21 protein-coding genes and 1 tRNA gene are annotated in these 22863 nt (G+C 28.3%); 15 read left to right on the forward strand and 7 right to left on the reverse strand.

The genetic code is table 11. The annotated features are described in order from the left end of the window. Positions 1–252 precede the first annotated feature (252 nt). Positions 253–1449, forward strand: a complete 1197-nt coding sequence (locus GOM42_RS01320; protein WP_003458278.1) for an acetate kinase — start codon at positions 253–255, stop codon at positions 1447–1449. Positions 1450–1495: 46 nt separating this feature from the next. Here GOM42_RS01320 and GOM42_RS01325 read toward each other — a convergent pair whose 3' ends face one another. Next, positions 1496–2254 carry an AraC family transcriptional regulator gene (locus tag GOM42_RS01325; protein WP_003458348.1) on the reverse strand — a complete coding sequence of 253 codons (759 nt, stop codon included), beginning with the start codon at positions 2252–2254 and terminating at the stop codon, positions 1496–1498. Positions 2255–2400: 146 nt separating this feature from the next. Here GOM42_RS01325 and GOM42_RS01330 point away from each other — a divergent pair, with 146 nt between their 5' ends. The 12 genes from GOM42_RS01330 to GOM42_RS01385 all read left to right on the forward strand — a co-directional run bounded on the left by GOM42_RS01330 (position 2401) and on the right by GOM42_RS01385 (position 14751). Next, a complete protein-coding gene (locus tag GOM42_RS01330; protein ID WP_110035197.1) occupies positions 2401–4632 on the forward strand; it encodes an NEAT domain-containing protein in 2232 nt (743 codons plus the stop codon). A gap of 62 nt (positions 4633–4694) precedes the next feature. Further along, positions 4695–5342 (forward strand): NEAT domain-containing protein, encoded by a 648-nt coding sequence (locus tag GOM42_RS01335; protein WP_003458334.1) that lies wholly within the window; start codon positions 4695–4697, stop codon positions 5340–5342. A 1-nt stretch (position 5343) separates the two neighbouring features. Next, positions 5344–5907, forward strand: a complete 564-nt coding sequence (locus GOM42_RS01340) for a class D sortase (RefSeq protein WP_003458327.1) — start codon at positions 5344–5346, stop codon at positions 5905–5907. A gap of 13 nt (positions 5908–5920) precedes the next feature. Then, positions 5921–6808, forward strand: coding sequence for a heme ABC transporter substrate-binding protein IsdE (gene isdE, locus GOM42_RS01345; RefSeq protein ID WP_252597686.1), 888 nt, complete (start codon positions 5921–5923; stop codon positions 6806–6808). Beyond that, positions 6795–7781, forward strand: a complete 987-nt coding sequence (locus GOM42_RS01350; RefSeq protein WP_003458270.1) for an iron ABC transporter permease — start codon at positions 6795–6797, stop codon at positions 7779–7781. Before isdE ends, GOM42_RS01350 begins: the two co-directional genes overlap by 14 nt. Further along, positions 7782–8561 carry an ABC transporter ATP-binding protein gene (locus GOM42_RS01355; RefSeq protein WP_011009683.1) on the forward strand — a complete coding sequence of 260 codons (780 nt, stop codon included), beginning with the start codon at positions 7782–7784 and terminating at the stop codon, positions 8559–8561. A 41-nt stretch (positions 8562–8602) separates the two neighbouring features. Next, the gene (locus GOM42_RS01360) at positions 8603–10330 is read left to right on the forward strand and encodes an ABC transporter ATP-binding protein/permease (protein WP_011590103.1); all 1728 of its coding nucleotides are present in this window, start codon (positions 8603–8605) and stop codon (positions 10328–10330) included. Continuing rightward, entirely contained in the window at positions 10331–12019 is a 1689-nt protein-coding gene (locus tag GOM42_RS01365; protein ID WP_011009685.1) for an ABC transporter ATP-binding protein, read from the forward strand. It begins immediately after the preceding gene. Continuing rightward, a complete protein-coding gene (locus GOM42_RS01370) occupies positions 12006–12401 on the forward strand; it encodes a YbaN family protein (protein ID WP_003458262.1) in 396 nt (131 codons plus the stop codon). Before GOM42_RS01365 ends, GOM42_RS01370 begins: the two co-directional genes overlap by 14 nt. Beyond that, the gene (locus tag GOM42_RS01375; RefSeq protein WP_003458317.1) at positions 12385–12681 is read left to right on the forward strand and encodes a nitrous oxide-stimulated promoter family protein; all 297 of its coding nucleotides are present in this window, start codon (positions 12385–12387) and stop codon (positions 12679–12681) included. Before GOM42_RS01370 ends, GOM42_RS01375 begins: the two co-directional genes overlap by 17 nt. A gap of 127 nt (positions 12682–12808) precedes the next feature. Continuing rightward, positions 12809–12994: a (2Fe-2S)-binding protein gene (locus GOM42_RS01380; protein WP_003458360.1), complete on the forward strand. Its 186-nt coding sequence runs from the start codon at positions 12809–12811 to the stop codon at positions 12992–12994. A gap of 311 nt (positions 12995–13305) precedes the next feature. After that, a complete protein-coding gene (locus tag GOM42_RS01385; RefSeq protein ID WP_252597687.1) occupies positions 13306–14751 on the forward strand; it encodes an arylsulfatase in 1446 nt (481 codons plus the stop codon). A 157-nt stretch (positions 14752–14908) separates the two neighbouring features. Here GOM42_RS01385 and GOM42_RS01390 read toward each other — a convergent pair whose 3' ends face one another. From GOM42_RS01390 to GOM42_RS01410, 5 genes are all read right to left on the reverse strand, one after another. Further along, positions 14909–16246, reverse strand: a complete 1338-nt coding sequence (locus GOM42_RS01390) for an MFS transporter (protein ID WP_003458294.1) — start codon at positions 16244–16246, stop codon at positions 14909–14911. A 200-nt stretch (positions 16247–16446) separates the two neighbouring features. Then, on the reverse strand, positions 16447–17466 hold the full coding sequence (locus GOM42_RS01395; protein WP_087327414.1) for an ABC transporter substrate-binding protein: 1020 nt from the start codon (positions 17464–17466) through the stop codon (positions 16447–16449). Next, complete coding sequence (locus GOM42_RS01400; RefSeq protein ID WP_003458381.1) at positions 17447–18235, reverse strand: DUF3919 family protein; 789 nt, start codon at positions 18233–18235, stop codon at positions 17447–17449. Before GOM42_RS01400 ends, GOM42_RS01395 begins: the two co-directional genes overlap by 20 nt. Further along, positions 18228–19658: a HAMP domain-containing sensor histidine kinase gene (locus tag GOM42_RS01405; RefSeq protein ID WP_003458297.1), complete on the reverse strand. Its 1431-nt coding sequence runs from the start codon at positions 19656–19658 to the stop codon at positions 18228–18230. Before GOM42_RS01405 ends, GOM42_RS01400 begins: the two co-directional genes overlap by 8 nt. Then, the gene (locus tag GOM42_RS01410) at positions 19648–20319 is read right to left on the reverse strand and encodes a response regulator transcription factor (RefSeq protein ID WP_003458350.1); all 672 of its coding nucleotides are present in this window, start codon (positions 20317–20319) and stop codon (positions 19648–19650) included. The genes GOM42_RS01405 and GOM42_RS01410 overlap by 11 nt, the downstream gene beginning before the upstream one ends. A gap of 291 nt (positions 20320–20610) precedes the next feature. Between GOM42_RS01410 and GOM42_RS01415 the strand changes: the two genes are divergently transcribed. Then, entirely contained in the window at positions 20611–21810 is a 1200-nt protein-coding gene (locus GOM42_RS01415; RefSeq protein ID WP_003458362.1) for a cation:proton antiporter, read from the forward strand. A gap of 252 nt (positions 21811–22062) precedes the next feature. Further along, complete coding sequence (locus tag GOM42_RS01420; RefSeq protein WP_003458267.1) at positions 22063–22590, forward strand: hypothetical protein; 528 nt, start codon at positions 22063–22065, stop codon at positions 22588–22590. A 125-nt stretch (positions 22591–22715) separates the two neighbouring features. Here GOM42_RS01420 and GOM42_RS01425 read toward each other — a convergent pair. Next, positions 22716–22791: transfer RNA gene (locus GOM42_RS01425), tRNA-Met, on the reverse strand. Positions 22792–22863 lie beyond the last annotated feature (72 nt).

Consider the following 22863-nt stretch of genomic DNA (forward strand, 5'->3'; position numbering starts at 1 on the left):
GAAGTATTTATAAAAAAATAGAAGTTATTTTTATTATTAATAAAGTGATTATGAAGTAATTTGTTACATAAAATTCCTAATTTGGAGTTATTATATTATTTTCTTTGAAATAAAATAATTTTGCGAAAATATTTACAAAATCTTTTTATGTTTAAGGTTGAAATATATTAGATTAGAATATAAAATTTATCTTAAGATTGGCATGGGTTAAAGGTTTAAATCAATTTAACTGAGATTAGGAGAGGGATAAAAATGAAAATACTTATAATTAATTGTGGAAGTTCATCATTAAAATATAAATTAATTGATATGGCTAATGAAAAGGATATCATAGAGGGTATAGTTGAGAGAATAGGACTTGATCAATCTAGATTAGTCCAAAAAAATGAATTGAGAGAAAAATATATATTAGAAAAAGAAATAAAAGATCATAAAGAGGCTATAGATATAGTTCTAAACACTTTAGTGGATTCAAAGGTTGGAGTTATTGAATCTATTGATGAAATTACAGCAGTAGGTCATAGAGTAGTTCATGGGGGAGAAAGATACTCTTCTTCAATAATCATAAATGAAGAAGTTATAAAATACTTAGAAGAGTGTAGTAAATTAGCTCCACTACATAATCCAGCAAATATAATTGGAATAAGAGCATGTCAAAGTCTTATGCCAAATAAAGAAATGGTAGCTGTATTTGATACAGCCTTTCATGGAACATTACCAGAAAAAGCTTATATATATGCAATAGATTATGCTTTATATAAAGATCATAAAATTAGAAAATATGGATTCCATGGAACTTCACATAAATATGTATCTCATAAGGTTGCAGAAACTATGGGAAAAGATATAAAAGATTTAAAAATAATTACATGCCACCTAGGAAATGGTGCAAGTATATCAGCAATAAAAGGTGGAGAGTGTATAGATACAACTATGGGATTCACTCCACTTGCTGGGATTCCAATGGGAACTAGATCAGGTAATATAGATCCTTCAATAATTCCTTTTTTAGTTGAGGAATGTGGATATACTATAGAAGAGGTTTCTGAATCCTTAAATAAAAAATCAGGAGTTTTAGGAATATCAGGAGTTAGTTCAGATTTTAGAGATATAGAAGATGCCGCTTCAACAGGGGACAAGCGTGCACAATTAGCATTAGACATATTCCACTATAGAATAAGAGCTGAAATAGGTTCATTTATAGTAAATATGGGTGGTGTAGATGTAATAGTATTTACTGCTGGTGTAGGTGAAAATTCACCTGAAACTAGAGAAGAGTGTTTAAAAGATCTAGAATTCTTAGGATTAACTTTAGATAAAGAAAAAAATAAAGTTAGAGGAAAACTTGCAGAAATATCACAAGCTGATTCAAAAATTAAAGCATATGTTGTTCCAACAAATGAGGAATTAATGATAGCTAAGGAAACTGTAGAATTAATAGGTAAATAATTTATAGTAAATAGTTTTATAAAAAGGTTTGTAAACTTTAAAGAGTTTACAAACCTTTTTTATAGTTATCCTCTCTGTATTTTAAGGGAGTTAGACCAGTAAATTTTTTAAATACTGTGCAGTAGTAACTTTGATTACTAAATCCAACCTTATGTGCAATATCCAAAAGTGAGAGGTCAAGATCCTTAAGTAAGTCCTTACTCTTTTCGATTCTATAATTATTTAAAAAGTTTATAAATGTTTGGCCAGTTTCGCTTTTAAATATGTTACAGAAGTAGGACTTATTTATTTTAAATTCTGTGCAAAGAGAGTTTATAGTAATTTCTTCTGCGTAATTCTTTTCTATGAAATCTATAGCTCTTCCTACATAAGGAGAATATGAAATTGAAAAATTATCTTTAAGTTTTTCATCTAAGATTATTTTCAATAGAGAATTATAATACTTAAGACAACTTTTAGTCTTTAAAGGTATTTTATAAAGTTCTAAATCATCATTAGAATTTTTTAAATCCTCTTTTAAATATAAGGGACCTATTATGAAAATTAAGTCTTTATCAATTGATTTATAATTAAACAATGAATAAAAAGATATATTATTTTCAAAGGTAATTATTAGTGAGTCATTATGATCATGTTTTAAATATGAGCGTTCAAACTTGCTATTTAAGTTCAAGTCATTAAATATATAATCATAAAAAGAAGAGTAACCCACCTCAGAAAGAATATTCATATTATTATCTACAGCTCTTATTGGAATTTCACAGCAGTTATAAAAATCTATAAGAACTGATTTTAAAAAAATCACACAAAATCCTCCTTTTTAAACTTAATATATTAAAAAAAATCTTAATATAGAGAAAAACAATTATAAAAATCTATGATAATATAAGTATGTTAACATTATTGATAATCATTTTCAATAGGAAAAGAAAGTCAAAAGGGGGATTAACTTTGGGAAGAAAGAAAATTAATAAAATTTTAGGTTATGCACTTGTAACATCTATGTTAGTTGGAGTAGGAGCGGATACTGTATATGCAGCCACTAATATAAATAATGGAACTGCAATTGTGCGTTCAGAAGGACTTAGAGATGGAATATATGAAGCTAATAATGTAACTTCATATGTTGAAGAAGGAAATTCTACAGGCGAAAATATGGCAAGAAATGCTGTAGGAGAAAAAACAAAGTTTAGGATTGAAGATGGCAAAACATTAATGACTGTTTACTTTAATAGTAGTTTATATGGATTTATGAACAATATTGAAGTTAGCGCTGGAGGAGAAGCTTTAAAGATAGAAGAAAATAAAGATGATAAATCAATAACATTTGAAGTACCATCACCTGATACAAAGGTAAAAATAGGATTATTCATAACAATGATGGGAAGAAAGGTTGAGCTTTTCTTAGTTAATGATATGAATACTGTTAATTTATTAGATGAAGCACCTACTATAAATAATGCTAAGGATATTAGTGTTACTCAAGGTGATGCTATTGATTTATTATCTGGAGTTATTGGAACTGATAAGGAAGATTCTAATTTAAAAGTTGAGATAAGTGGAGATACATCATTTATAAAAGATGGAAAAGCTGAGATTCCTGGAGTATATCCAATAACTTATAAAGTTACAGATTCATCAGGGCAATTTGATGAAAAAACAGTAAATGTTACAGTTAATAAAAAAACAACTTTAGGGGATGGAAGCTATACCCTTAAGAATACAGTTCAATATGTTGGACAAGGAAACATGGAAACAGGAAATTCCATGGCTAGAAAAGTGTTATCAGATGATTCAAGAATTGATATATCAAATGGAAAAAATACAGTTACATTAACTTTTAATAGTGAATTATATGCTTTCTTAAAGAATTTTAATGTAACAGTTGATGGAGAAAAAGTAGAAGCAGAAGTAAATAAAGATAATAGAACTATAAAGTTTAATATACCTGATTTAAATTCAGATATTGTTGTATCTACACTAGTTAGTATGATGGGGAAAGAAGTTAGTTTTAAAACTACTTTAAATTATGATACAGCTAAGAAATTAGAAGATAATTTAGAAGAAAATAATAAGCCTGGTAATGAAGATAATGAGAATATTCCAGGTGGAAATGAGAATAGTGGAAATCAAGATAATTCAGGAAATACTAACTCAGGAAGCAATGGAAGTGCAAATGAAGATAAAGAAAATGAAAGTGAAGGAAGTTCAGGAGAAATAGTAGATGCAAATCAATTAAAGAATGGTATCTATAACATAAAAAATGATGTTTCATACATTGGTGATGGAAATCAAGATGTGGGAAATGATATGGCAAGAAAAGCTCTATCTAAGAATAGTAAATTAGAGGTAAAAGATGATAAAAAAATTCTTACACTAAAGTTTAATGAAGAGCAGTTCTCATTCTTTAAGGATTTTAGAATAACTGTAAATAGTAAAGATGTGGTAGCAACGCCAAATGAAGCTGATAGAACAATATCTTTTGAGATACCAAGTCTTGATGCTGATATAGTTGTTACAGCCTTTGTAAGTGTAATGGGTAGAGATGTAAGCTTTAAAACAATACTTAATAAGGGAACTTTAGAATTAGTCAGTGGAGAGGACAAACCTGCCATAGAAGAAGAAAATAAATCAGAAGAAAGTAACGGTACAAGCTCTTCTAATAATGGAAGCTCAGCTAACGAAGGAAACAGTACAGTTACAGAAAATAAAGTTACTAAGGGAAAACTTTACACAATAGAAAACAAAGTTGTTCATAAAAGTCAGACTGGTGTTGATATGGCAAGAAAATATTTAAACAAAATATCTGACTTAGAAGAAATTGATGGAAAAACTTATTTAACATTAACATTTACTGGTCAAGAGTTTATGAAAGACCACAAGATAACTGTAAATGGTAAAGATGCTAACTATAAAGTTGTATCTAAGAATGGTGATTCAATTAAATTAAGATTTGAAATTCCTAATTTAGATGCAGATATTAAAGTAAGTTTATATGTAATACCAATGGGAAGAAATGTTGAGTTTAATGTAGAACTTTTAAAAGATACTAAAAAGTTTGTAAAAGACTTTACTGTATCAAGCTTACCACAGACTGGTTCACCAATAGGAGGAAACTCAGTTGCATTATTAGGAATGGCAATGATGGGAGCTTCTATGTTTATTAGAAAAAGAGAAGAGTAAAAGCAGTTTAGTTTGAGAGGATTTCCTCTCAAACTATTTTTAAACAAATGGAGGGAAATTAGATGAGATTTTTAAAACCTGTTTTATTAGTTATGTTGACAATTTTTATTTCTTTAACAGGAGTTTTTGGAAGTGTTGATGTACTAGCAAATGAAAACTTAGAAAATGGAATATATGATGTTAAAAATGATGTTTATCATGATTCAGATATAGGGATGTCAATGTCTAGAAGCTATTTAAATGACACTATGCAGCTTAAAATTTTAGGGGATGAAACAGAATATACTATAGGTTTTTCAGGAACAGAATATATGGAAAATTTCAGAATCTTAGTAGATGGTAATGATGGAAATGCTGAGATTGTTGAAGAAGATAAAGAGAATGGAACTATAAAACTAAAAGTTAAGGTTCCTAATAAGGATTCAGAGCTAGAGGCGAAAATATATGTAGGACCTATGGAAAGAGATGTTCAATTTAAGGTGATTCCAAAGTTTGATACTTTAACTCTTGTTGAGAAGTTAGAAGCACCTAAAGTGGAAAACAAGGAAAGTAGCAATGAAAATCTTTCTGATGAAACTGGAAAAAGTGAAGATGCTATAAGCGAAGCAACAGGTTTAGCAAATAATAAGAATATGTTCATTTATATTGGTGGCGGAATTATAATAGTTGCTTTAATAGTTTCCTTAGTAATATTTAAAAGGAAAAAGTAAAATGAGAAATAAACTAGCTAAAGGATTATTTATTTTAGGTTTAGTTATAGTTTCTACAGTTCTTATAGGAAAACTTTATAAAAGTAGTGTTGAGAAAAAAACTTTAGAAGAGTTTAAGGAAAAGTTTAATTATTCAGAAGAAGAGAAGAAAAAGACTTTAGAAGAAATAAAAAATGGAGATGGAATAGCTTTAATAGATATAGAAAAAATAGGTGTACATACAGTTATTGCTGAGGGTAGTACCTTAGATGTGTTAGAAAATAACATTGGTCACTTTGAAAATACTGCTATGCCAGGCGAAAATGGAAATTTTAGTATTGCAGGACATAGAAATACTATAAATAATGAGGTCTTTAGAAATATAGACAAGCTTCAAGTAGGAGATGAAATAAAAATCACAACTTTAACTGATATATTTCAGTATGAAATTAATGAGATTTTTGTCACATCACCTAGTGATACTGATGTTTTGAATCAAAATTTAGATGAGAAAACAATGACCATAGTTACATGTACAAATAGAGGAAAAGACAGATACATAGTTAAAGCAAAATTAATAGGTTAGTGGAGGGAAAATAGTGTTTTTAAAAAAGGGTATAGCTTTAAGTTTAATATGCCTTTTAGGCTTTGGAGTTATGGGATGTTCAAATAACTCTGGAGAATCAAAGGAAAGTTTAAAAAAAGAAAATGGAGAAGAGATTGTTGTGGCAACCTCTGTTGCTGTAACAGAAATATTAGATGAATTAGGAGTAAAGGTAAGTGGAGTTCCAACTAGTTCTTATGATTTTCCTGAAAGTACTAAAGATGCGGTTAAAGTTGGTAATCCCATGAATCCAGATTTAGAAATAATAAAATCTTTAAATCCAGATGTTGTAGTATCTGTAGATACCTTAGGAGAAGATTATAAAAAACTATTTACTGATAACAATATACCTAGTGAATTTATAGATTTAACTACATTAGAAGGATTAAAAACAAGTATATCAACTTTAGGTGAAAGATTTAATAAGACAGAAAAAGCAAATGAAATATTAAATGAGCTTAAAGTTAAGGAAGATGAGTTTGTGAACTTATCTAAAGAAGAAAAAAAGAATGTTTTATTAGTATTTGCAGCACCAGGAAGCATGATGATTGCTACTCCTTCATCATACATAGGAAACTTAGTGGATAAGGTGGGAGCAAATAACATAGTTAAAGATGATAAAAAGCCATTTGTTTCATATAGCAATGAAGAAATAGTAAAGCTAAATCCAGATATGGTATTAGTTATGACTCATGGAATGCCTGAACAAGCTAAAAAAATGGCTGAAGAAAAATTTGCTTCAGATCCAGCCTGGAGCAGAATTGAAGCTGTTAAAGAAGGAAAGGTCTATTACTTAGAAAACGGGTACTTTGGTATGAGTGCAAACCTAAAAGTAATAGAATCTTTAGATAAGTTAGGTGAAATAATATATGGTGAAAAATAATAAGTTAAAAAGCTTATATATAGGTTTATCAATATTAATAGTTTTAATTTTAATGATAGTTTCTTTAAAGCTAGGAAGTATTGATATAAGTTTTGGTGAACTAATAAAAGGTCTTTTAAGTGGAAGTAATGAAGGAAATATAGGAATAATAAAAGATTTAAGGATGCCGAGAGTCATTATAGCTGCTTTAGTTGGAGGAAATCTTGCCTTGGCAGGGGTATTACTTCAGGCAGTAATAAGAAATCCCTTGGCTGATCCTCAAGTAACAGGAATATCTTCTGGAGCATGCTTAGTATCATTAATATTCATAATATTTATGCCAGCTTCAGGATCAATAAGACCAATAGTAGGTTTCTTTGGAGGGCTTGTTTCTTGTATAGTTGTGTATTTAATGGCTTATAAAAAAGAGTTAGATACTATGAGAATAGTCCTTGCAGGGGCTGCTATAAATGCTCTTTTAGGAGGTTTATCACAAATATTAACTATAGGTAGTGGCGTAGGTGCAGGGAATATACAATCTTGGATAAGTGGAAGCTTAGCTGCCACTTCATGGGATGAAGTTAAAATTTTATTTTTATATTCAATAATAGGAATGGGTTTTGCATTAATTTTAGCTAAATCATGTAATGTTATAGTTTTAGGAAATAAAAATGCAAAAAGTTTAGGTTTTAATTCAGATTTACAAATGATTCTCATAACAGTGGTAGCTGTATTTTTAGGGAGTGTATCAACGGCTATTGTAGGTATTATTTCCTTTGTTGGATTAGTTGTACCACATATTTGTAGAATATTAATTGGCTCTGATCATAGATATTTGATTCCTTTTTCAATATTTGTTGGAGGAGCATTAGTCTTACTTGCAGATACAATAGGAAGAATGCTAGTAAAGCCATATGAAATACCAGCAGGAATAATTATGGCAGTTATTGGAGCACCGTTCTTCTTATATCTACTAAGAAGGAGTGATATGTAGATGATTAGAGGGGAAAAATTATCATTCAATTACAAGGGAGAAAAAAATATCATTAATGATTTAAATATAGATATAAAAGAGGGAGAAATAACAACTATTATTGGCCCTAATGGAAGTGGAAAATCAACTTTGCTAAGTCTATTATGTGCTTTAAATAAAAGTAAAACTGGACATGTTTATTTGGGGGATATAAACATGAACAATCTTAAATATAAGGATATAGCAAAGATTTTAGCAACTGTTCATCAACAAAATAGTGTGCCAAAGGATATAAAGGTTGAGGAGCTTGTTGCCTATGGTAGATATCCTCATAAAGGATATTTTAAAAGTAACAACAAGGAAGATAAAAACATAATTAAATGGGCTTTAGAATGTACAGGACTTGATGATTTAAAACATAAGGGAGTTATGAATTTATCAGGGGGAGAAAGACAAAGAGCTTTTATATCAATGGCTTTAGCTCAAAAGCCTAAAATTTTATTTTTAGATGAGCCAACAACTTATTTAGATATTTTTCATCAAATAGAAATATTAGAGATTGTAAAAAAGTTAAATAAGTATAATGGGCTAACTGTTGTTATGGTTTTACATGATATAAATCAAGCAATTAAATATAGTCATAATATTGTTGTCATGAAAGATGGAAAAATTGTAAAAGAGGGAAAATCAGAGAATGTAATAGATGAAAATTTATTAAAGGAAGTTTATAAGGTTAATGGTGTTATTAACAAATGTAAGGAAACTGGAGAGACTTATTTTATACCAAAAACTATTTGTTAAATAAACTTTATAAACTTCAGAAAGATGGTGTAGGAATTATGATGATAGACAAGAGGCTTTTAAACTTGTGTAAGGAATCTAAGAAATACATAGGTTTAACTGTTTTAATGAATTGGATTTCTGTAATTTGTAATCTGATGACAATAATAGTTATTGGATTTAGCATTCAGGAACTTTTTAGTTTAGGGAATATTGAAAACTTAAATAAAAAAGTATTAATTTTAGTTGGTCTTTTAGGTGTAAGATTTTGTGTGAATTTATTAAGTGGACACTTCTCATATAAATCTTCAGAGATGGTTAAGATTACCCTTAGAGATAAGATATATGAGAAGCTTTTAAAACTTGGAATGAGATATGATAAGGTAGATTCTACATCTTCAATTGTTCAAATGGCTGTTGAAGGGGTGGAGGCTTTAGAGGTTTATTTTAGTAAATACTTACCTCAGTTAATATATTCTATTTTAGCGCCTTTAACTTTATTTTGTGCTTTAGCATTTATTTCATTTAAAGCAGCTTTAGTATTTATACTTTGTCTGCCTTTAATACCAATATCAATAATATTAATAATGAAAATAGCAAAGAAAATATTAAAGGAATATTGGGGACAGTATTCAGATTTAGGAAACACATTCTTAGAAAACCTTCAAGGGCTTACAACATTAAAGGTTTTTGATATGGATAATGAAAGACATGAACTTATGAATGAAGAGGCTGAAAGCTTTAGAAAGATAACTATGAAAGTTTTAAGTATGCAATTAAACTCAATAAATGTTATGGATTTAATTGCTTTTGGAGGAGCTGCCCTTGGAAGTATAGTGGCTTTATTACAATTTAGAGCAGGAACAGTAAGCCTTGGAGGAATGATAGTAATTTTATTAATATCAGCAGAATTTTTCATACCTCTTAGATTATTAGGATCATATTTCCACATTGCTATGAATGGAATAGCTGCTGCAGATAGAATTTTCAAAGTTTTAGAAGCTGATGAAAGCAAGGTTTCTTCAGATAGTAATCTTAATGAAATATCAAACATCTCTCTTGAGAATGTAAGTTTCTCTTATGATGGAAAAAGAGAAGTTTTAAAGGATATATCTTTATCAATAAATAAAGGAGACTATGTAGCAATAGTTGGTGAAAGTGGAAGTGGAAAAAGTACTATAGCTTCATTGATTTTAAATAACTATAAGGCTTCAAAAGGAAAGATAACTTTAAACGGAACTGATATAAATAATATTGATTTTTCAAAGCTTTATAATAGGGTATCCATAATATCAACTAACAGTTATATATTTAATGGAACAGTTAGGGATAACTTATTAATAGCTAAGAAGGATGCAACTTTAGAAGAGATAAATTACGCCTTAAAAAAGGCTAACCTTTTAGATTTTGTGAATTCTAAAAAGGAAAAATTAGATTTAGAAGTTGGTGAAGGTGGATCAAAGCTTTCAGGAGGACAAAAGCAAAGACTTGCTTTAGCTAGAACTATATTAGCAAATAGAGAAGTAATAATCTTTGATGAAGCAACTTCAAATATTGATGTTGAAAGTGAAAATATGATTTGGAAATCTATAAATGAAATATCAAAAGAGAAAACAGTAATAGTTATTTCTCATAGACTTGCTAATGTTAAAAATGCAGATAGAATTTATATGCTAGATAAAGGAGTTCTAGTTGAAGAGGGAAGTCATAAGGATCTTATGGAAAGAAAGAACAAATATTATGGCATGGTAAATTATCAAAATGAATTAGAAGTAGGAGGTGTTATATAAATGAGAAAATCAGGTTTTTCAATAATGAAAAGGCTTATAGTAGAGCTTAAGCCTCTTGCCCCTGTAATGTTTATAACAGTATTTATGGGAGTTTTAGGATTTTTAGCAGCTATAGGAATAACTGTACTTGGAAGTGTAGCAATATCAAGTTTAATAGATAGCACTATAAGTTTTTCATTTAAAACAGCTCTTATTTTAATGATAGTACTTGGAATATTAAGAGGACCTTTAAGATATGGAGAACAATTAAGTGGACACTATATAGCTTTTAAAATATTAGTTATATTAAGAGACAAAGTGTTTTCAGCTCTTAGAAAACTTGCGCCAGCTAAATTAGAAGGAATGGAAAAGGGAAATTTAATTTCTATGATAACTTCTGATATTGAACTTTTAGAAGTTTTTTATGCTCATACTATAGCACCAATCAGTATAGCAATTATAACTAACACCATAATGGGATTAATACTTTTAAGTATAAATGTAAAGGTAGGTATAGTTGGAATAATTGGTTATATACTAATAGGTTTTGGGGTTCCTTATATTAGTAGTAGCTTTGGAAAAGAAGCTGGTGTTCAATATAGAGAAGCATTCGGAAAAACAAATTCTTATATTTTAGATTCTCTTAGAGGAATTAAAGAGGTTTTAATTTTCAACAATGGTAATGAAAGAAGAGGGAATATAAAAAAATTCTCTGAAGAATTAAATGAGAAGCAAAAGGTTATAAAAAAACATGAGGGAATAATAAGAGCCTTTAGTGATTTAATCATAATGTTAACAATACTTATTGCTTTATATGTTGCTTATTTAGAGGTTTTAAAAGGAACTATGACAATTGGAGGGTTAATAATTGTGGTTACTTTAATAGCATCTTCCTTTGGACCTGTTGTAGCCTTAAGTAATCTATCTAACAATCTTCTTTTAACTTTTGCTTCAGCTCAAAGAATTTTTAATATTTTAGATGAAAAGCCTTCTGTAGAAGAAGTTTTAGGAGAAGGAATGAAAGTTGGAAACAACATAGAGTATAAGGATGTTTCTTTTGCATATAAGGGAAAAGAAAATGTATTAAAAGATGTAAACATAGATATAAAATTAGGTGACAAGATTGCTGTAATTGGAGAAAGTGGAACTGGAAAGAGTACTTTTGTAAAATTACTTATGAGATTCTGGGATGTTACAAAGGGTGAAATTAGCCTAGGAAATAAGAATGTAAAAGAGATTCAGACAAAAGAGTTAAGAAAGAAAATGGCCTTAATGGGACAAGAAACAAGTCTATTTAATATGAGTATTGAAGACAATATTAAAATAGGAAAGCTAGATGCAACTTTAGATGAAGTAAAAGAAGCTGCAAAGAAAGCGGGAATACATGAGTTTATTATGGGCTTAGAGGATGGATATAAAACAAAAGTAGGAGAATTAGGAGGAAACTTATCTTCAGGAGAAAAGCAAAGAATTGGACTAGCTAGAGTATTCCTAAGAGAAAGTGAAATAGTAATTCTAGATGAACCTACAAGTAACTTAGATACTTTAAATGAAGGAATAATCTTAAAGTCTATAAGAACATATTTAAAAGATAAAACACTTATACTTATAACTCATAGAAAGTCTACAACTAGGGTATGTGAAAAGGTATTTAGAATTAATAAGGGAAATTTAATTCAATGTGAAGAGGTGAAACATGAGCTTGCTTAAGATATTTTATGTTATTTTAGGTTTTATTTCCTTAGGATTAGGGTTAATAGGAATAATCTTACCTATATTACCTACTACACCATTTTTATTATTAACAGCATTCTGTTTTGTTAAAGGATCAGACAAGTTTGATAAGTGGTTCAAAGGGACAAAGATATATAAAAATCATTTAGAAAGCTTTGAGAAAAATAGGGCTATGACTTTAAAAACTAAATTAACTATACTACTTACAGCGGACATTATGTTATTATTTCCACTGATACTATCAAAGAGTATTCATCTAAAAATATTTATAGTAATATTAATGATGTTTAAATTCTATTATTTTATCTTTAGAATTAAAACCGTAAAAGTAGGTGAGGTTGTTGAACAGAATAGATAAAGAAAAAGAGATAATAACATTAATGATAAAGCTTTATTGTAAGAAGAAACATGGAAGTTTAAATGGGGAACTTTGTAATGAATGTAGAGAGTTAGAAGAGTATGCTCATAAGAGATTAACTTATTGTAAGTTTGGAAATGAAAAAAGTTCTTGTAAAAAGTGCCCTATTCATTGTTATAAAAAAGATATGAGAGAAAAAGTTAAAGAGGTAATGAAGTTTTCAGGACCTAGAATACTTATATATAATCCAAAGGAATATATAAGACATATATTTAAATAGTTTTGCAAAAAAAGGGATGTATCTAAATAGGGAAAATATTTCTTGTTTGGATGCATCTTTTTATTTATATATTGAAGAGTTATGTGGTAAGCTAAAAATATATTTTTAACTTAAGGAGATTTTTAGAATGGGTAATATAGATAAAGATAGAATTGTATGTAGATGTAAAAAGGTATCAGAAGGAACAGTAATAGAAGCAATAAAAAATGGAGCAGATACTTATGAAAAAGTAAAAAAAGAGACAGGTGCCAATACTTATGGCTGTTTTGCTTGTAGATTAGAAATAAAAAAATTATTAGAGGAAAATAAATAGGATAAAATTAAAGGGTTGTATCAAAACTTAAAATAAAATTTATAAATATATTGTTTATATGTTTTATTTTAAGTTTTGATATAATCTTTTTTTATTTAAGAGAGTAATTATTATAAGATGAGTATATTTTGCTTGGTGGAAACTTTAATAGGAAGATATTCATTATAGATATTTTAAAAGTAGGCTTTGTTTAAAGGAGCCTAAAAATAATAAATAAATATGTAAAAATAGATAATCTACATTTTAGAATGAAAAAGTTATAATATATTTAAATTGGTATAAATGAAGAGAAAAATGGGAGGAGATTAAATATGAAGCCAAATATTGTGTTAATCATGGTTGACCAGATGAGAGGAGATTGTCTAGGGGTTAATGGAAATGAATTTATAGAAACTCCAAACTTAGATATGATGGCCACTGAAGGATATAACTTTGAAAATGCTTATACAGCAGTTCCAAGTTGCATTGCATCTAGGGCATCTATTTTAACAGGCATGAGCCAAAAATCTCATGGAAGAGTTGGGTATGAAGATGGAGTTTCATGGAATTATGAAAATACCATAGCTTCAGAATTTTCAAAAGCTGGTTATCATACTCAATGTATTGGGAAAATGCATGTTTATCCAGAGAGAAATCTTTGTGGATTTCATAATATTATGTTACATGATGGGTATTTACACTTTGCCAGAAATAAAGAAGGAAAAGCATCTACTCAAATTGAACAATGTGATGATTATTTAAAGTGGTTTAGAGAAAAGAAAGGGCATAATGTTGATTTAATAGATATAGGATTTGATTGCAATTCGTGGGTATCTAGACCTTGGGGATATGAGGAAAACTTACACCCTACTAATTGGGTGGTTAATGAATCAATAGATTTTTTAAGAAGAAAAGATCCAAGTAAGCCATTCTTTTTAAAGATGTCCTTTGTTAGACCACATTCCCCTTTAGATCCACCAAAGTTTTATTTTGATATGTATAAGGATGAGGATTTACCAGAACCTTTAATGGGAGATTGGGCTAATAAAGAGGATGAAGAAAATAGAGGAAAAGATATAAATTGTGTAAAGGGAATAATTAATAAGAAGGCATTAAAAAGAGCTAAAGCTGCTTATTATGGGTCAATAACTCATATTGATCATCAAATAGGGAGATTTTTAATAGCCTTATCAGAGTATGGGGAATTAAATAATACAATATTCTTATTTGTTTCTGACCATGGAGATATGATGGGAGATCATAATTGGTTTAGAAAGGGAATTCCTTATGAAGGAAGTTCTAGAGTTCCATTTTTTATTTATGACCCAGGAAACTTATTAAAAGGGAAAAAAGGAAAAGTATTTGATGAAGTTTTAGAGTTAAGAGATATTATGCCAACTTTATTAGACTTTGCTCATATTTCTATACCTGATTCAGTAGAAGGATTAAGCCTTAAGAATTTAATAGAGGAAAGAAATTCTACTTGGAGAGATTATATTCATGGAGAACATTCATTTGGAGAGGATTCTAACCACTACATTGTAACAAAGAGAGATAAGTTTTTGTGGTTTTCTCAAAGAGGGGAAGAACAATATTTTGATTTAGAGAATGATCCAAAGGAACTTACTAATCTTATAGATTCAGAAGAGTATAAAGAGAGAATAGATTACTTAAGAAAAATATTAATTAAAGAGCTTGAAGGAAGAGAAGAAGGATATACTGATGGAAATAGACTTTTAAAAGGACATCCAGTAAGCACTTTAAAACATATAAGATAATAAAATTTATATGTTTTTAGATAAAATCAGTGATTCTCTAAAAATATTTATAATTTTTAATTTCTATAATAAAAAAGGAAACTAGAAAGGGGGAGCCTCCTAGTTTCCTTTATCTGATTTATATATGTATATATTTAGTTATATTGTGATTAAAATATTAAGCTATCTTATCTTCAACTTGTGGATTTTTCTTTATCTTTAAAGTTAAAGCTAAAAGAAGTAATGCAATGAATGCACCTACTATGATAAATATGAATGCACCGTTCCATCCAAAGCTATCAGCTATCATACCTAAAACGAAGTCAGCCATGAATTCACCAAGAAGGTATCCGCAAAGTCCTGAGAAACCTGTAGCAGAACCAACAGCGAAGTTAGGTACAACGTCTATTAAGTTCATTCCTATTAATAATTGAGGTCCGTATATGAAGCATCCTATAAATGCAACAGAAATCATTGTTACTAATGTACTGCTTGTTTGCCAGTAAGCTACTGTAGCAAATATAACACCGATCATACATAAGATACTAAGTGGAGCACGCTTTCCTTTGAATACAACGTCTGAAAGCCATCCAAGTAATATTGATGCTGGTATTGCAGCATATTCAAATAAGAACATTGCCCAGTTTGCATTAGCAGCAGAGAATCCTTTTGATTCTTTTAAGTATATAGGAATCCAGTTAACAACACCTTGTCTTATTAAATAAACAAAGATATTAGCTAGTGCTAAGTACCAAACATATTTATTTTTAAGAACATATTTAACCATTATTTCTTTTGAAGATAAAGTTGTTGGATTAACCTCAGCCTTAACTTCAGGATAATCATTTCTATATTCTTCAACTGGAGGTAATCCAACAGATGCTGGAGTATCAGCTCCAATTACATAACAGAATAAAGCTACTATTGTACATATTATTGCTGGTACAAAGAATATTGATTGGAAATGATTTTGTCCAAATATTAATAAACATAAAGTTGCTATAGGGGCGATTAAACCTCCACCTATATTATGAGAAGTATTCCATATTCCCATTTTAAGTCCTCTTTCTTTTTGAGAGAACCATTTACCTAATACTATTGAACATGGTGGAGCTCCCATACCTTGGAAGAATCCGTTAAATACCATAAGTATTAAGAATATTGGAACTGTACGAGCAAATCCCATTAGAACACTTAATACTGATGATGCAATAAGTCCAAAACATATAAATTTCTTTACGTTTGATTTGTCTGATAAATTTCCTAAAATGAACTTACTTAAACCGTAAGATACAGCAAGTCCCATACTTATAAGTCCGATTTGTGTTTTTGAAAATCCATAGTTATCAATTAAATATGGTGATGCTACAGCAAAGTTTTTTCTAACTAAGTAGTAACCTGTATATCCAATAAATATCATAAGGAACATACGAATACGATATGCTTTGTATGCTGATGATACCTTATCTTTTGGAAGTCTAGGTATTGCTGGAGCTGGGCTAAAAAATCCAAACATTCTATAATCCTCCTAGTTATATGTGTTATACGTGTTAATGTTTTCAAAAAACAGTTTACTTATTAATAATAAAATAAGAATTAAACAACAAAATCTCTTAAATGTTTCATAAATGTAACATTTAAGAGATTTTAATTAATTTTAATCCTATGATGTTTATTAAATAAATTTCACTTACATATAAGTTATTATTATTTAAATTACTCTTTATTTTTATAGAGTATTTGCATTATTTTTTCCCTATCTTCAGCAGCGAGATAGAAATTATATTTATCATATATTTTAAATTGATTTGTGTCAAAGTTCTTAGTAGAAATAGCCTTAGAGAACTTTGATAAGTCACTTGAGGTTTCCTTTGATAATACAAAGTCTATAAAGCTTTTAGCTATTTTTTCATGTTTAGAATTTTTGATTAAAGCTATAGAGTCTACATTCCAACCAGCATTTTCAGGGACTATGCTAATTATATTGTCTGAAGATCTATTAGCTATTAATTGGTCACTTAGAAAGTTAACCGTTATAAGATATTCGCCAGAGGCAACCCTTTGAATTGAGTTAAATCCACTTATGGTTGAAGAGGATACATTGTCATTAAGCTTAGCTATAAATGTTTCAAACTTTTCTTTCCCTAGCTCCTGGTAAAGTGATGCCATTAAGGTATATCCTGTACCAGAGGTTTGAGGATTAGGAAGTATTATTTTATCCTTAAATTCTGGGTTTAATAAGTCCTCAATTTTCTTAGGGTAGGGAACAGAACCTCCAAAATGTGTTTGCCATAGAGATTTATTTATTCCTATTGATAGTGGAGTTATTTGAAAACCAGTCCAATATCCTCTTAAATCCTTGTATTTTGCAGGAATATTATTAGCCCAGGGAGAGTTATATTCTTCTAAGGCATCATACTTTTTCAAAATTTCATATCCATCACAGCTTCCCCCAATAAAGATATCTCCTTGAGGATTATCCCTGGTGTCTAATATTCTTTGCACAGCTTCTTCCGTTGGAAGCTTTATATATTCATAAGTACAATAATATTCATTTTTAAATTTTTCAAGAAGATATTTACCCTCTTCCTCTCTAAGAGAGCCATAAACAACTATATGGTTCATGTTAGATGTACTTAAAGCCTTTTCTTTTTTTATAATATGTAATTTGGCTATTAATAGTAGAATTATAATAGTTAATATTATGGTGATTTTTTTATTTAAAAATTTCTTCATTTAAATTCCCCTTTAAATAAATATTTTTACCATTTTCATCACCTAGATATTGTATGATCACGTAGTCCTTATAAACATCTATATAAAAAGTATTAATGGAGATATCTCCTTCTTTAGCATATCTATATAAAGTTAAATGATGTTTAGGTATTTCACTTAAATCAGTTTTTAAAAAATCCTTATTATCATTCATAAGTCTTAAGGACTTAAAGTCCTCTAATAAAAGAGATTTAGAATCCTTTGATAGATTTTTCATAGTTCCATCCTCTTTATAGGTTATTAGATTATCAGGACTTGATAATATGGATTCAAGGTTGTTAACAGTATAAAATGCATCCTTTAGATTATTTCTAAGCATATTTATTAAAGAGGAGTTATTAGAATAACTTTCACCGTCTAATTTTAATATGTTTGATATTTCAAAGGGAGTTTTATCTCCATTTAAATAATGAATTTCACCAGATATAAATAAGGTGTTTTCTAAAGGTAAAGCATTTTCTTTAGTTGAGTTAGTAAGGCATATTTTATTAAAATACTGAAGCAATTCATTAAGTTCAGATTTATTTGATATTACTGTAGTTCCTAAATAAGGGTTTGAAAGTATTATTTTATCAGGTATTTTAATATTTAAATCTCCCTTATTCTCTTGTGAACTTTTAACAACTGTTAATGAGTCATATATATTACTAGAATAATAGATATAGGTAGCAAGTATTATTACTATGAAAAATAAGTAAATAGCAAGTGTGTTTTTAAAATTTTTACTCATTAAAATCCTCCTCCTTAATCTCATTATTTTTACCAATAGAGAAGGAGAGTGTAACCTTGGTACCAACATCTAATTCGCTTTCTATGTTGAAACCATAGTTTTGACTTTGCATTATATCTTTACATATTTTTATTCCAAGTCCATTTCCTTTAGGATTAACATACTCATCTTTAATTATAAAACCTGTACCATCATCTTCTATAATGACCTCCATTTTATTTGGAGATCTCTTTGTTGATATACTAAGAGTTTCACAACCACTGTATTTTATGGCGTTATCTATTATATTTATGAAGACTTGTTTTGTTTTATCATGGTCTCCATATATGAAAAAGGATTCATAATTTCTATAAACCTTAATATCATAATTATCAAGTTTTATTTTTAATATTTTTAGACAATCTTCTATTAAGGATTTAACATCTATATAGGTGTATTCAATTTCAAAGGTATTCTTATTACTTTTAGCTAAAAGAAGTATTTCTTCTACTAAATTTAAAAGTCTTTTCCCTTCTTTCTCTATAAGAGCTGAACTTTGAACTATTTTTTCCTTATCATTTAACTTAGGAATTATTTCAGAGAAGCCAATTATGGCAGTAAGTGGGGTTTTGAATTCATGGGATACATTATCAAAAAACTTTTTTTGGTGAAGCTTAGCTGACTTTATTTCATTTATATATTTATCAAGGTTTTCACTCATTATGTTAAAGGTGTTTGCCAAGTCTTCAACCTCATCTCCACTTGTTATATGCAATTCCTCTTTGAATTTTCCTTCAGAAATATTTTTAGACTTTTGCTTTAAAATCATTAAAGGACTAACTAGTTCTTTAGCAAAAGTATTTATTAAAAAGATGGCAATTACTATGGCTATTAAACCACTTATAATAAATATGGTTAAGGTATTTCTTAAAATCTCATAGGCTTCTGTATTTATTAATATAAGCCTAATTGCACCATATTCCTTTCCTTTATAAAATATTGGACTAGAAAGGAAGAGAGTAGGTACGTTATCTATTTTTTCTACTATGTAAGCAGTCTGCCCATCTAAGGATTCATTTATATCTGAACCAAATAATGAGACTTCATCTGAGGAAGAATCATATATTATTTGGGCTGAATTACTAATTATTTGTATTCTCACATTATATTTTTCACTAAGTGTTGAAGCTATAAATGGAGCATTATCTCTAATAATATCTTCTTTATCTCCAGAATCATTTGATGAAAGTAGATTAAGTATATATGATTCTGTTGTTCTACTTTTATCAAGTAAATATTCAATAGAGTTATTTATTAAATTTTTACTTAAAGCGTTATAAGTTATTATGAAGATAAAAATTATTATAGGAGCTAATATTAATAAATTAGTTAAAATAATTTTTTGTTTTAAGTTTAAATTTATTTGTATTTTATTATTTTTCATCTAGTTTATAACCAGCCTTATATAAGGTTTTTATGTAATTTTGACAGGGACCTAATTTTTTTCTAAGTCTTTGAATTAGAATATCCACAGCCCTAGTTGTTCCTTCAAAATCATATCCCCAAACTTTATTTAGAAGCTCTTCCCTTGAAAAAACTTTATTTTTATTTTGGCAAAGGCATCTTAGTACTTCAAATTCTTTAAAGGTTAAGTTTATATATTCAGATTTAATAAGAGCCTTTCTTTCATCTAATAGTAAGGTTAAATCTCCAACGGTTAAATCCTTTACTTTTTTCTTTGAATCACTTGAAATATGTTTGCCAACTATATTTATTCTTAAAATTAGTTCAGTGCTATTAAATGGTTTTGTTATATAATCATCAGCACCTAATTGTAACCCTAAAAGCTTATCATTTATATCACTTTTTGCAGTTAGCATTATTATAGGTATATCATCAATATTTTTTATTTTAGGGATTAAATTAAATCCACTTATATCAGGTAACATAGCATCTAAAATTATTATATCTGGCTTTTCTTTTATTACTAATTCTAATGCATCTAAAGCATTCTCAGCCGTTATAGGAACATGACCTTCTATTTCTAAGTTCATTTTTATGAGTTGTAAAATACTTACTTCATCATCTACAACTAAAATTTTCATAACTGTTTATTCCCCCTTTATTAGAATTTAGCAGCAATTTTAATTTTAGCATAAAAGGTTACTTATTAATTGTACTATATTAATTTTATTGTTAAAGAGTAAATTTCATATTTTTGATTATTGGAATAAGTAAAGTAAAATTTTTCCTATTAATAATATAAATAATTTGGGGTGTATTAATACTTATATAAAATCAATATATTAAAGAATTTACTTATAAATAGGATTGAAAAAATTACAAAATAAAACTATAATGTAAATTAATGTATATTTTGAGTAGGAGGATTTGTAATGCTATCTTATGAGTTTTTATTTGATTTAGCACTTATTCTTATTAGTACTAAACTATTTGGATTAATAACTAAAAAGGTTAGAATGCCACAGGTTGTTGGGGCTTTGGTAGCTGGGGTTATTTTGGGACCTGCTGTTTTAAATGTTTTATCTGAGACAGAATTTATTCAAAAGCTTGCAGAATTAGGTGTTATAGTACTTATGTTTACAGCTGGCTTAGAAACTGATATTAATCAATTAAAGAAAACTGGCAAAGCATCATTTATAATAGCTGTACTTGGAGTAATAATTCCTCTTGCAGGAGGATTTTTTATTGCAAGTATATTTAATAAGGGAAATGATGTTAATACAATATTGCAAAATGTATTTATAGGAATTATATTAACAGCCACTTCAGTTAGTATTACTGTAGAAACTTTAAAGGAAATGGGAAAATTAAACACAAGGGCAGGAAATGCAATACTAGGAGCTGCTATTATTGATGATATTTTAGGAATAATAGCCTTAACCATAACAACTAGCTTAGCAGATCCATCAATTAATGTAATAATAGTTTTAGCTAAAATAGTTATGTTCTTTATTTTTGCTGGATTTGCAGGATATCTATTCCACTGGGCATTTATAAAATTAGATGAAAGATATCAGAGAGATTTAAGAAGATTTGTAATAATAGCCTTTGTATTTTGTTTATTATTATCTTTTTGTGCTGAGGAATTCTTTGGGGTTGCAGATATAACAGGAGCTTTTATAGCAGGTCTAGTAATATCTGATTCAAATAGAAGTAAATATTTAAACTCAAGATTTGAAACCTTGTCATATATGCTATTATCTCCTATATTTTTTGCTAGTATAGGTATAAAAGTTCAATTAACAGCTATGACAAAAACTATTTTCATATTTGCAATATTATTACTTATAGTAGCTATATTAAGCAAGGTTTTAGGATGTGCCTTAGGAGCTAAACTATGTAAGTATAGTAATAGGGAAGCTATTCAAATAGGAACAGGAATGATATCAAGGGGTGAGGTGGCACTTATAGTTGCAAATAAAGGAATTGCAATGGGACTTATGCTGCCAGAATTTTTAGCACCAGTAGTAATAGTGGTTGTGGTTACAACTATAGTAACCCCTATTTTATTGAAAGTTGTTTTTAATAATAAATCTAAAAGTGTAGATTTAAATGTAAAGGCAAATGTGTAGAACTTAAAAATAATTTAAGAAAGCTTATTTATTATTAAATTATTTTTAAAGGTATGGATTGAAAATATAAAAAAAGTAAGATTTTTAATGATTAAAATAGAGAGATTAATAACTAGTGATTATAATCCTTTAAAAGAAACAGTCTTAGTATTATTATAATTAATAAATAATTATATAAATACTAAGGCTTGAGTGTAGAGAAAGTCTACATTGAAACTATAGTATTTGTATTTATCTTAGGAGGTAATACAAATGAGTAAAGAAATAATAGATATTGAAGTAGAAGAATTTATACCATTTAATGATGCAGCAGATATGAAAGAATTTAGAAAATTTCTTAAACAATATGGAATAGAAGATGCCTTAGAGGATACTACATTAGATTATACTAAAAAGAAATTAGAGATGTTACTTGCTTTAGCTGAAGATGGTGAGGATGAAGAGTTAGCAGAACATAAAAATATATTAAAAAAATTATTAAATAATTTAAAAGGTGAAAAAGTTAAAAGAGAAGCTATGAAAGCTTTATATGAAGTTTATAGAGAGTATGAGGATCTAACTGGTAAGGAATGCGAAGATTTAATTGATTCTAAAGAATTAGATAAAAAAATAAAAGAGGCTTTAAAAGAATACAAGAAATATGAGCATTTTAAAACTCATGAAGAACAAATAGCTGAAAAATGGATAAGAGAGTTAAAGAAAGAGGCTATAGAGTACAAAAAACAATACAAGGAATTAAAAAAAGATATTAGAAGAGATTTAAAAAGATTAGAAAAATAAAATATAGTTAGATTTAAAAAATAAGCTATATCAAAACTTTATTTTAATAATTTGTTTTGATATAGCTTTTTTAAACATATATTATAATAAAAATAAAAAAAGGTTCTGTTTTACAGAACCTTTTATGGTTGCGGGAGCAGGACTTGAACCTACGACCTTCGGGTTATGAGCCCGACGAGCTACCAGCTGCTCCATCCCGCGTCATTAAATTGTATCTACTACTCTTTAACTATACGTTAATATATAATTAAAGTCAAGAAAATTAAATATTTA

Origin of the sequence: Clostridium sp. 16K-1-R1 (assembly GCF_023921145.1) — a bacterium.
Taxonomy (GTDB): Bacteria; Bacillota; Clostridia; order Clostridiales; family Clostridiaceae; genus Sarcina; species Sarcina perfringens.

Excerpts from the sequence above, each read along its gene's own strand:
- GOM42_RS01390 (WP_003458294.1), bottom strand. The coding sequence starts at position 16,246 with ATGTTTGGATTTTTTAGCCCAGCTCCAGCAATACCTAGACTTCCAAAA.
- GOM42_RS01420 (WP_003458267.1), top strand. The coding sequence starts at position 22,063 with ATGAGTAAAGAAATAATAGATATTGAAGTAGAAGAATTTATACCATTT.
- GOM42_RS01370 (WP_003458262.1), top strand. The coding sequence starts at position 12,006 with ATGAGCTTGCTTAAGATATTTTATGTTATTTTAGGTTTTATTTCCTTA.
- GOM42_RS01355 (WP_011009683.1), top strand. The coding sequence starts at position 7,782 with ATGATTAGAGGGGAAAAATTATCATTCAATTACAAGGGAGAAAAAAAT.
- GOM42_RS01415 (WP_003458362.1), top strand. The coding sequence starts at position 20,611 with ATGCTATCTTATGAGTTTTTATTTGATTTAGCACTTATTCTTATTAGT.
- GOM42_RS01410 (WP_003458350.1), bottom strand. The coding sequence starts at position 20,319 with ATGAAAATTTTAGTTGTAGATGATGAAGTAAGTATTTTACAACTCATA.
- GOM42_RS01380 (WP_003458360.1), top strand. The coding sequence starts at position 12,809 with ATGGGTAATATAGATAAAGATAGAATTGTATGTAGATGTAAAAAGGTA.
- GOM42_RS01405 (WP_003458297.1), bottom strand. The coding sequence starts at position 19,658 with ATGAAAAATAATAAAATACAAATAAATTTAAACTTAAAACAAAAAATT.
- GOM42_RS01340 (WP_003458327.1), top strand. The coding sequence starts at position 5,344 with ATGAGAAATAAACTAGCTAAAGGATTATTTATTTTAGGTTTAGTTATA.
- GOM42_RS01385 (WP_252597687.1), top strand. The coding sequence starts at position 13,306 with ATGAAGCCAAATATTGTGTTAATCATGGTTGACCAGATGAGAGGAGAT.
- GOM42_RS01335 (WP_003458334.1), top strand. The coding sequence starts at position 4,695 with ATGAGATTTTTAAAACCTGTTTTATTAGTTATGTTGACAATTTTTATT.
- GOM42_RS01395 (WP_087327414.1), bottom strand. The coding sequence starts at position 17,466 with ATGAAGAAATTTTTAAATAAAAAAATCACCATAATATTAACTATTATA.
- GOM42_RS01365 (WP_011009685.1), top strand. The coding sequence starts at position 10,331 with ATGAGAAAATCAGGTTTTTCAATAATGAAAAGGCTTATAGTAGAGCTT.
- GOM42_RS01400 (WP_003458381.1), bottom strand. The coding sequence starts at position 18,235 with ATGAGTAAAAATTTTAAAAACACACTTGCTATTTACTTATTTTTCATA.
- GOM42_RS01360 (WP_011590103.1), top strand. The coding sequence starts at position 8,603 with ATGATAGACAAGAGGCTTTTAAACTTGTGTAAGGAATCTAAGAAATAC.
- GOM42_RS01320 (WP_003458278.1), top strand. The coding sequence starts at position 253 with ATGAAAATACTTATAATTAATTGTGGAAGTTCATCATTAAAATATAAA.
- GOM42_RS01350 (WP_003458270.1), top strand. The coding sequence starts at position 6,795 with ATGGTGAAAAATAATAAGTTAAAAAGCTTATATATAGGTTTATCAATA.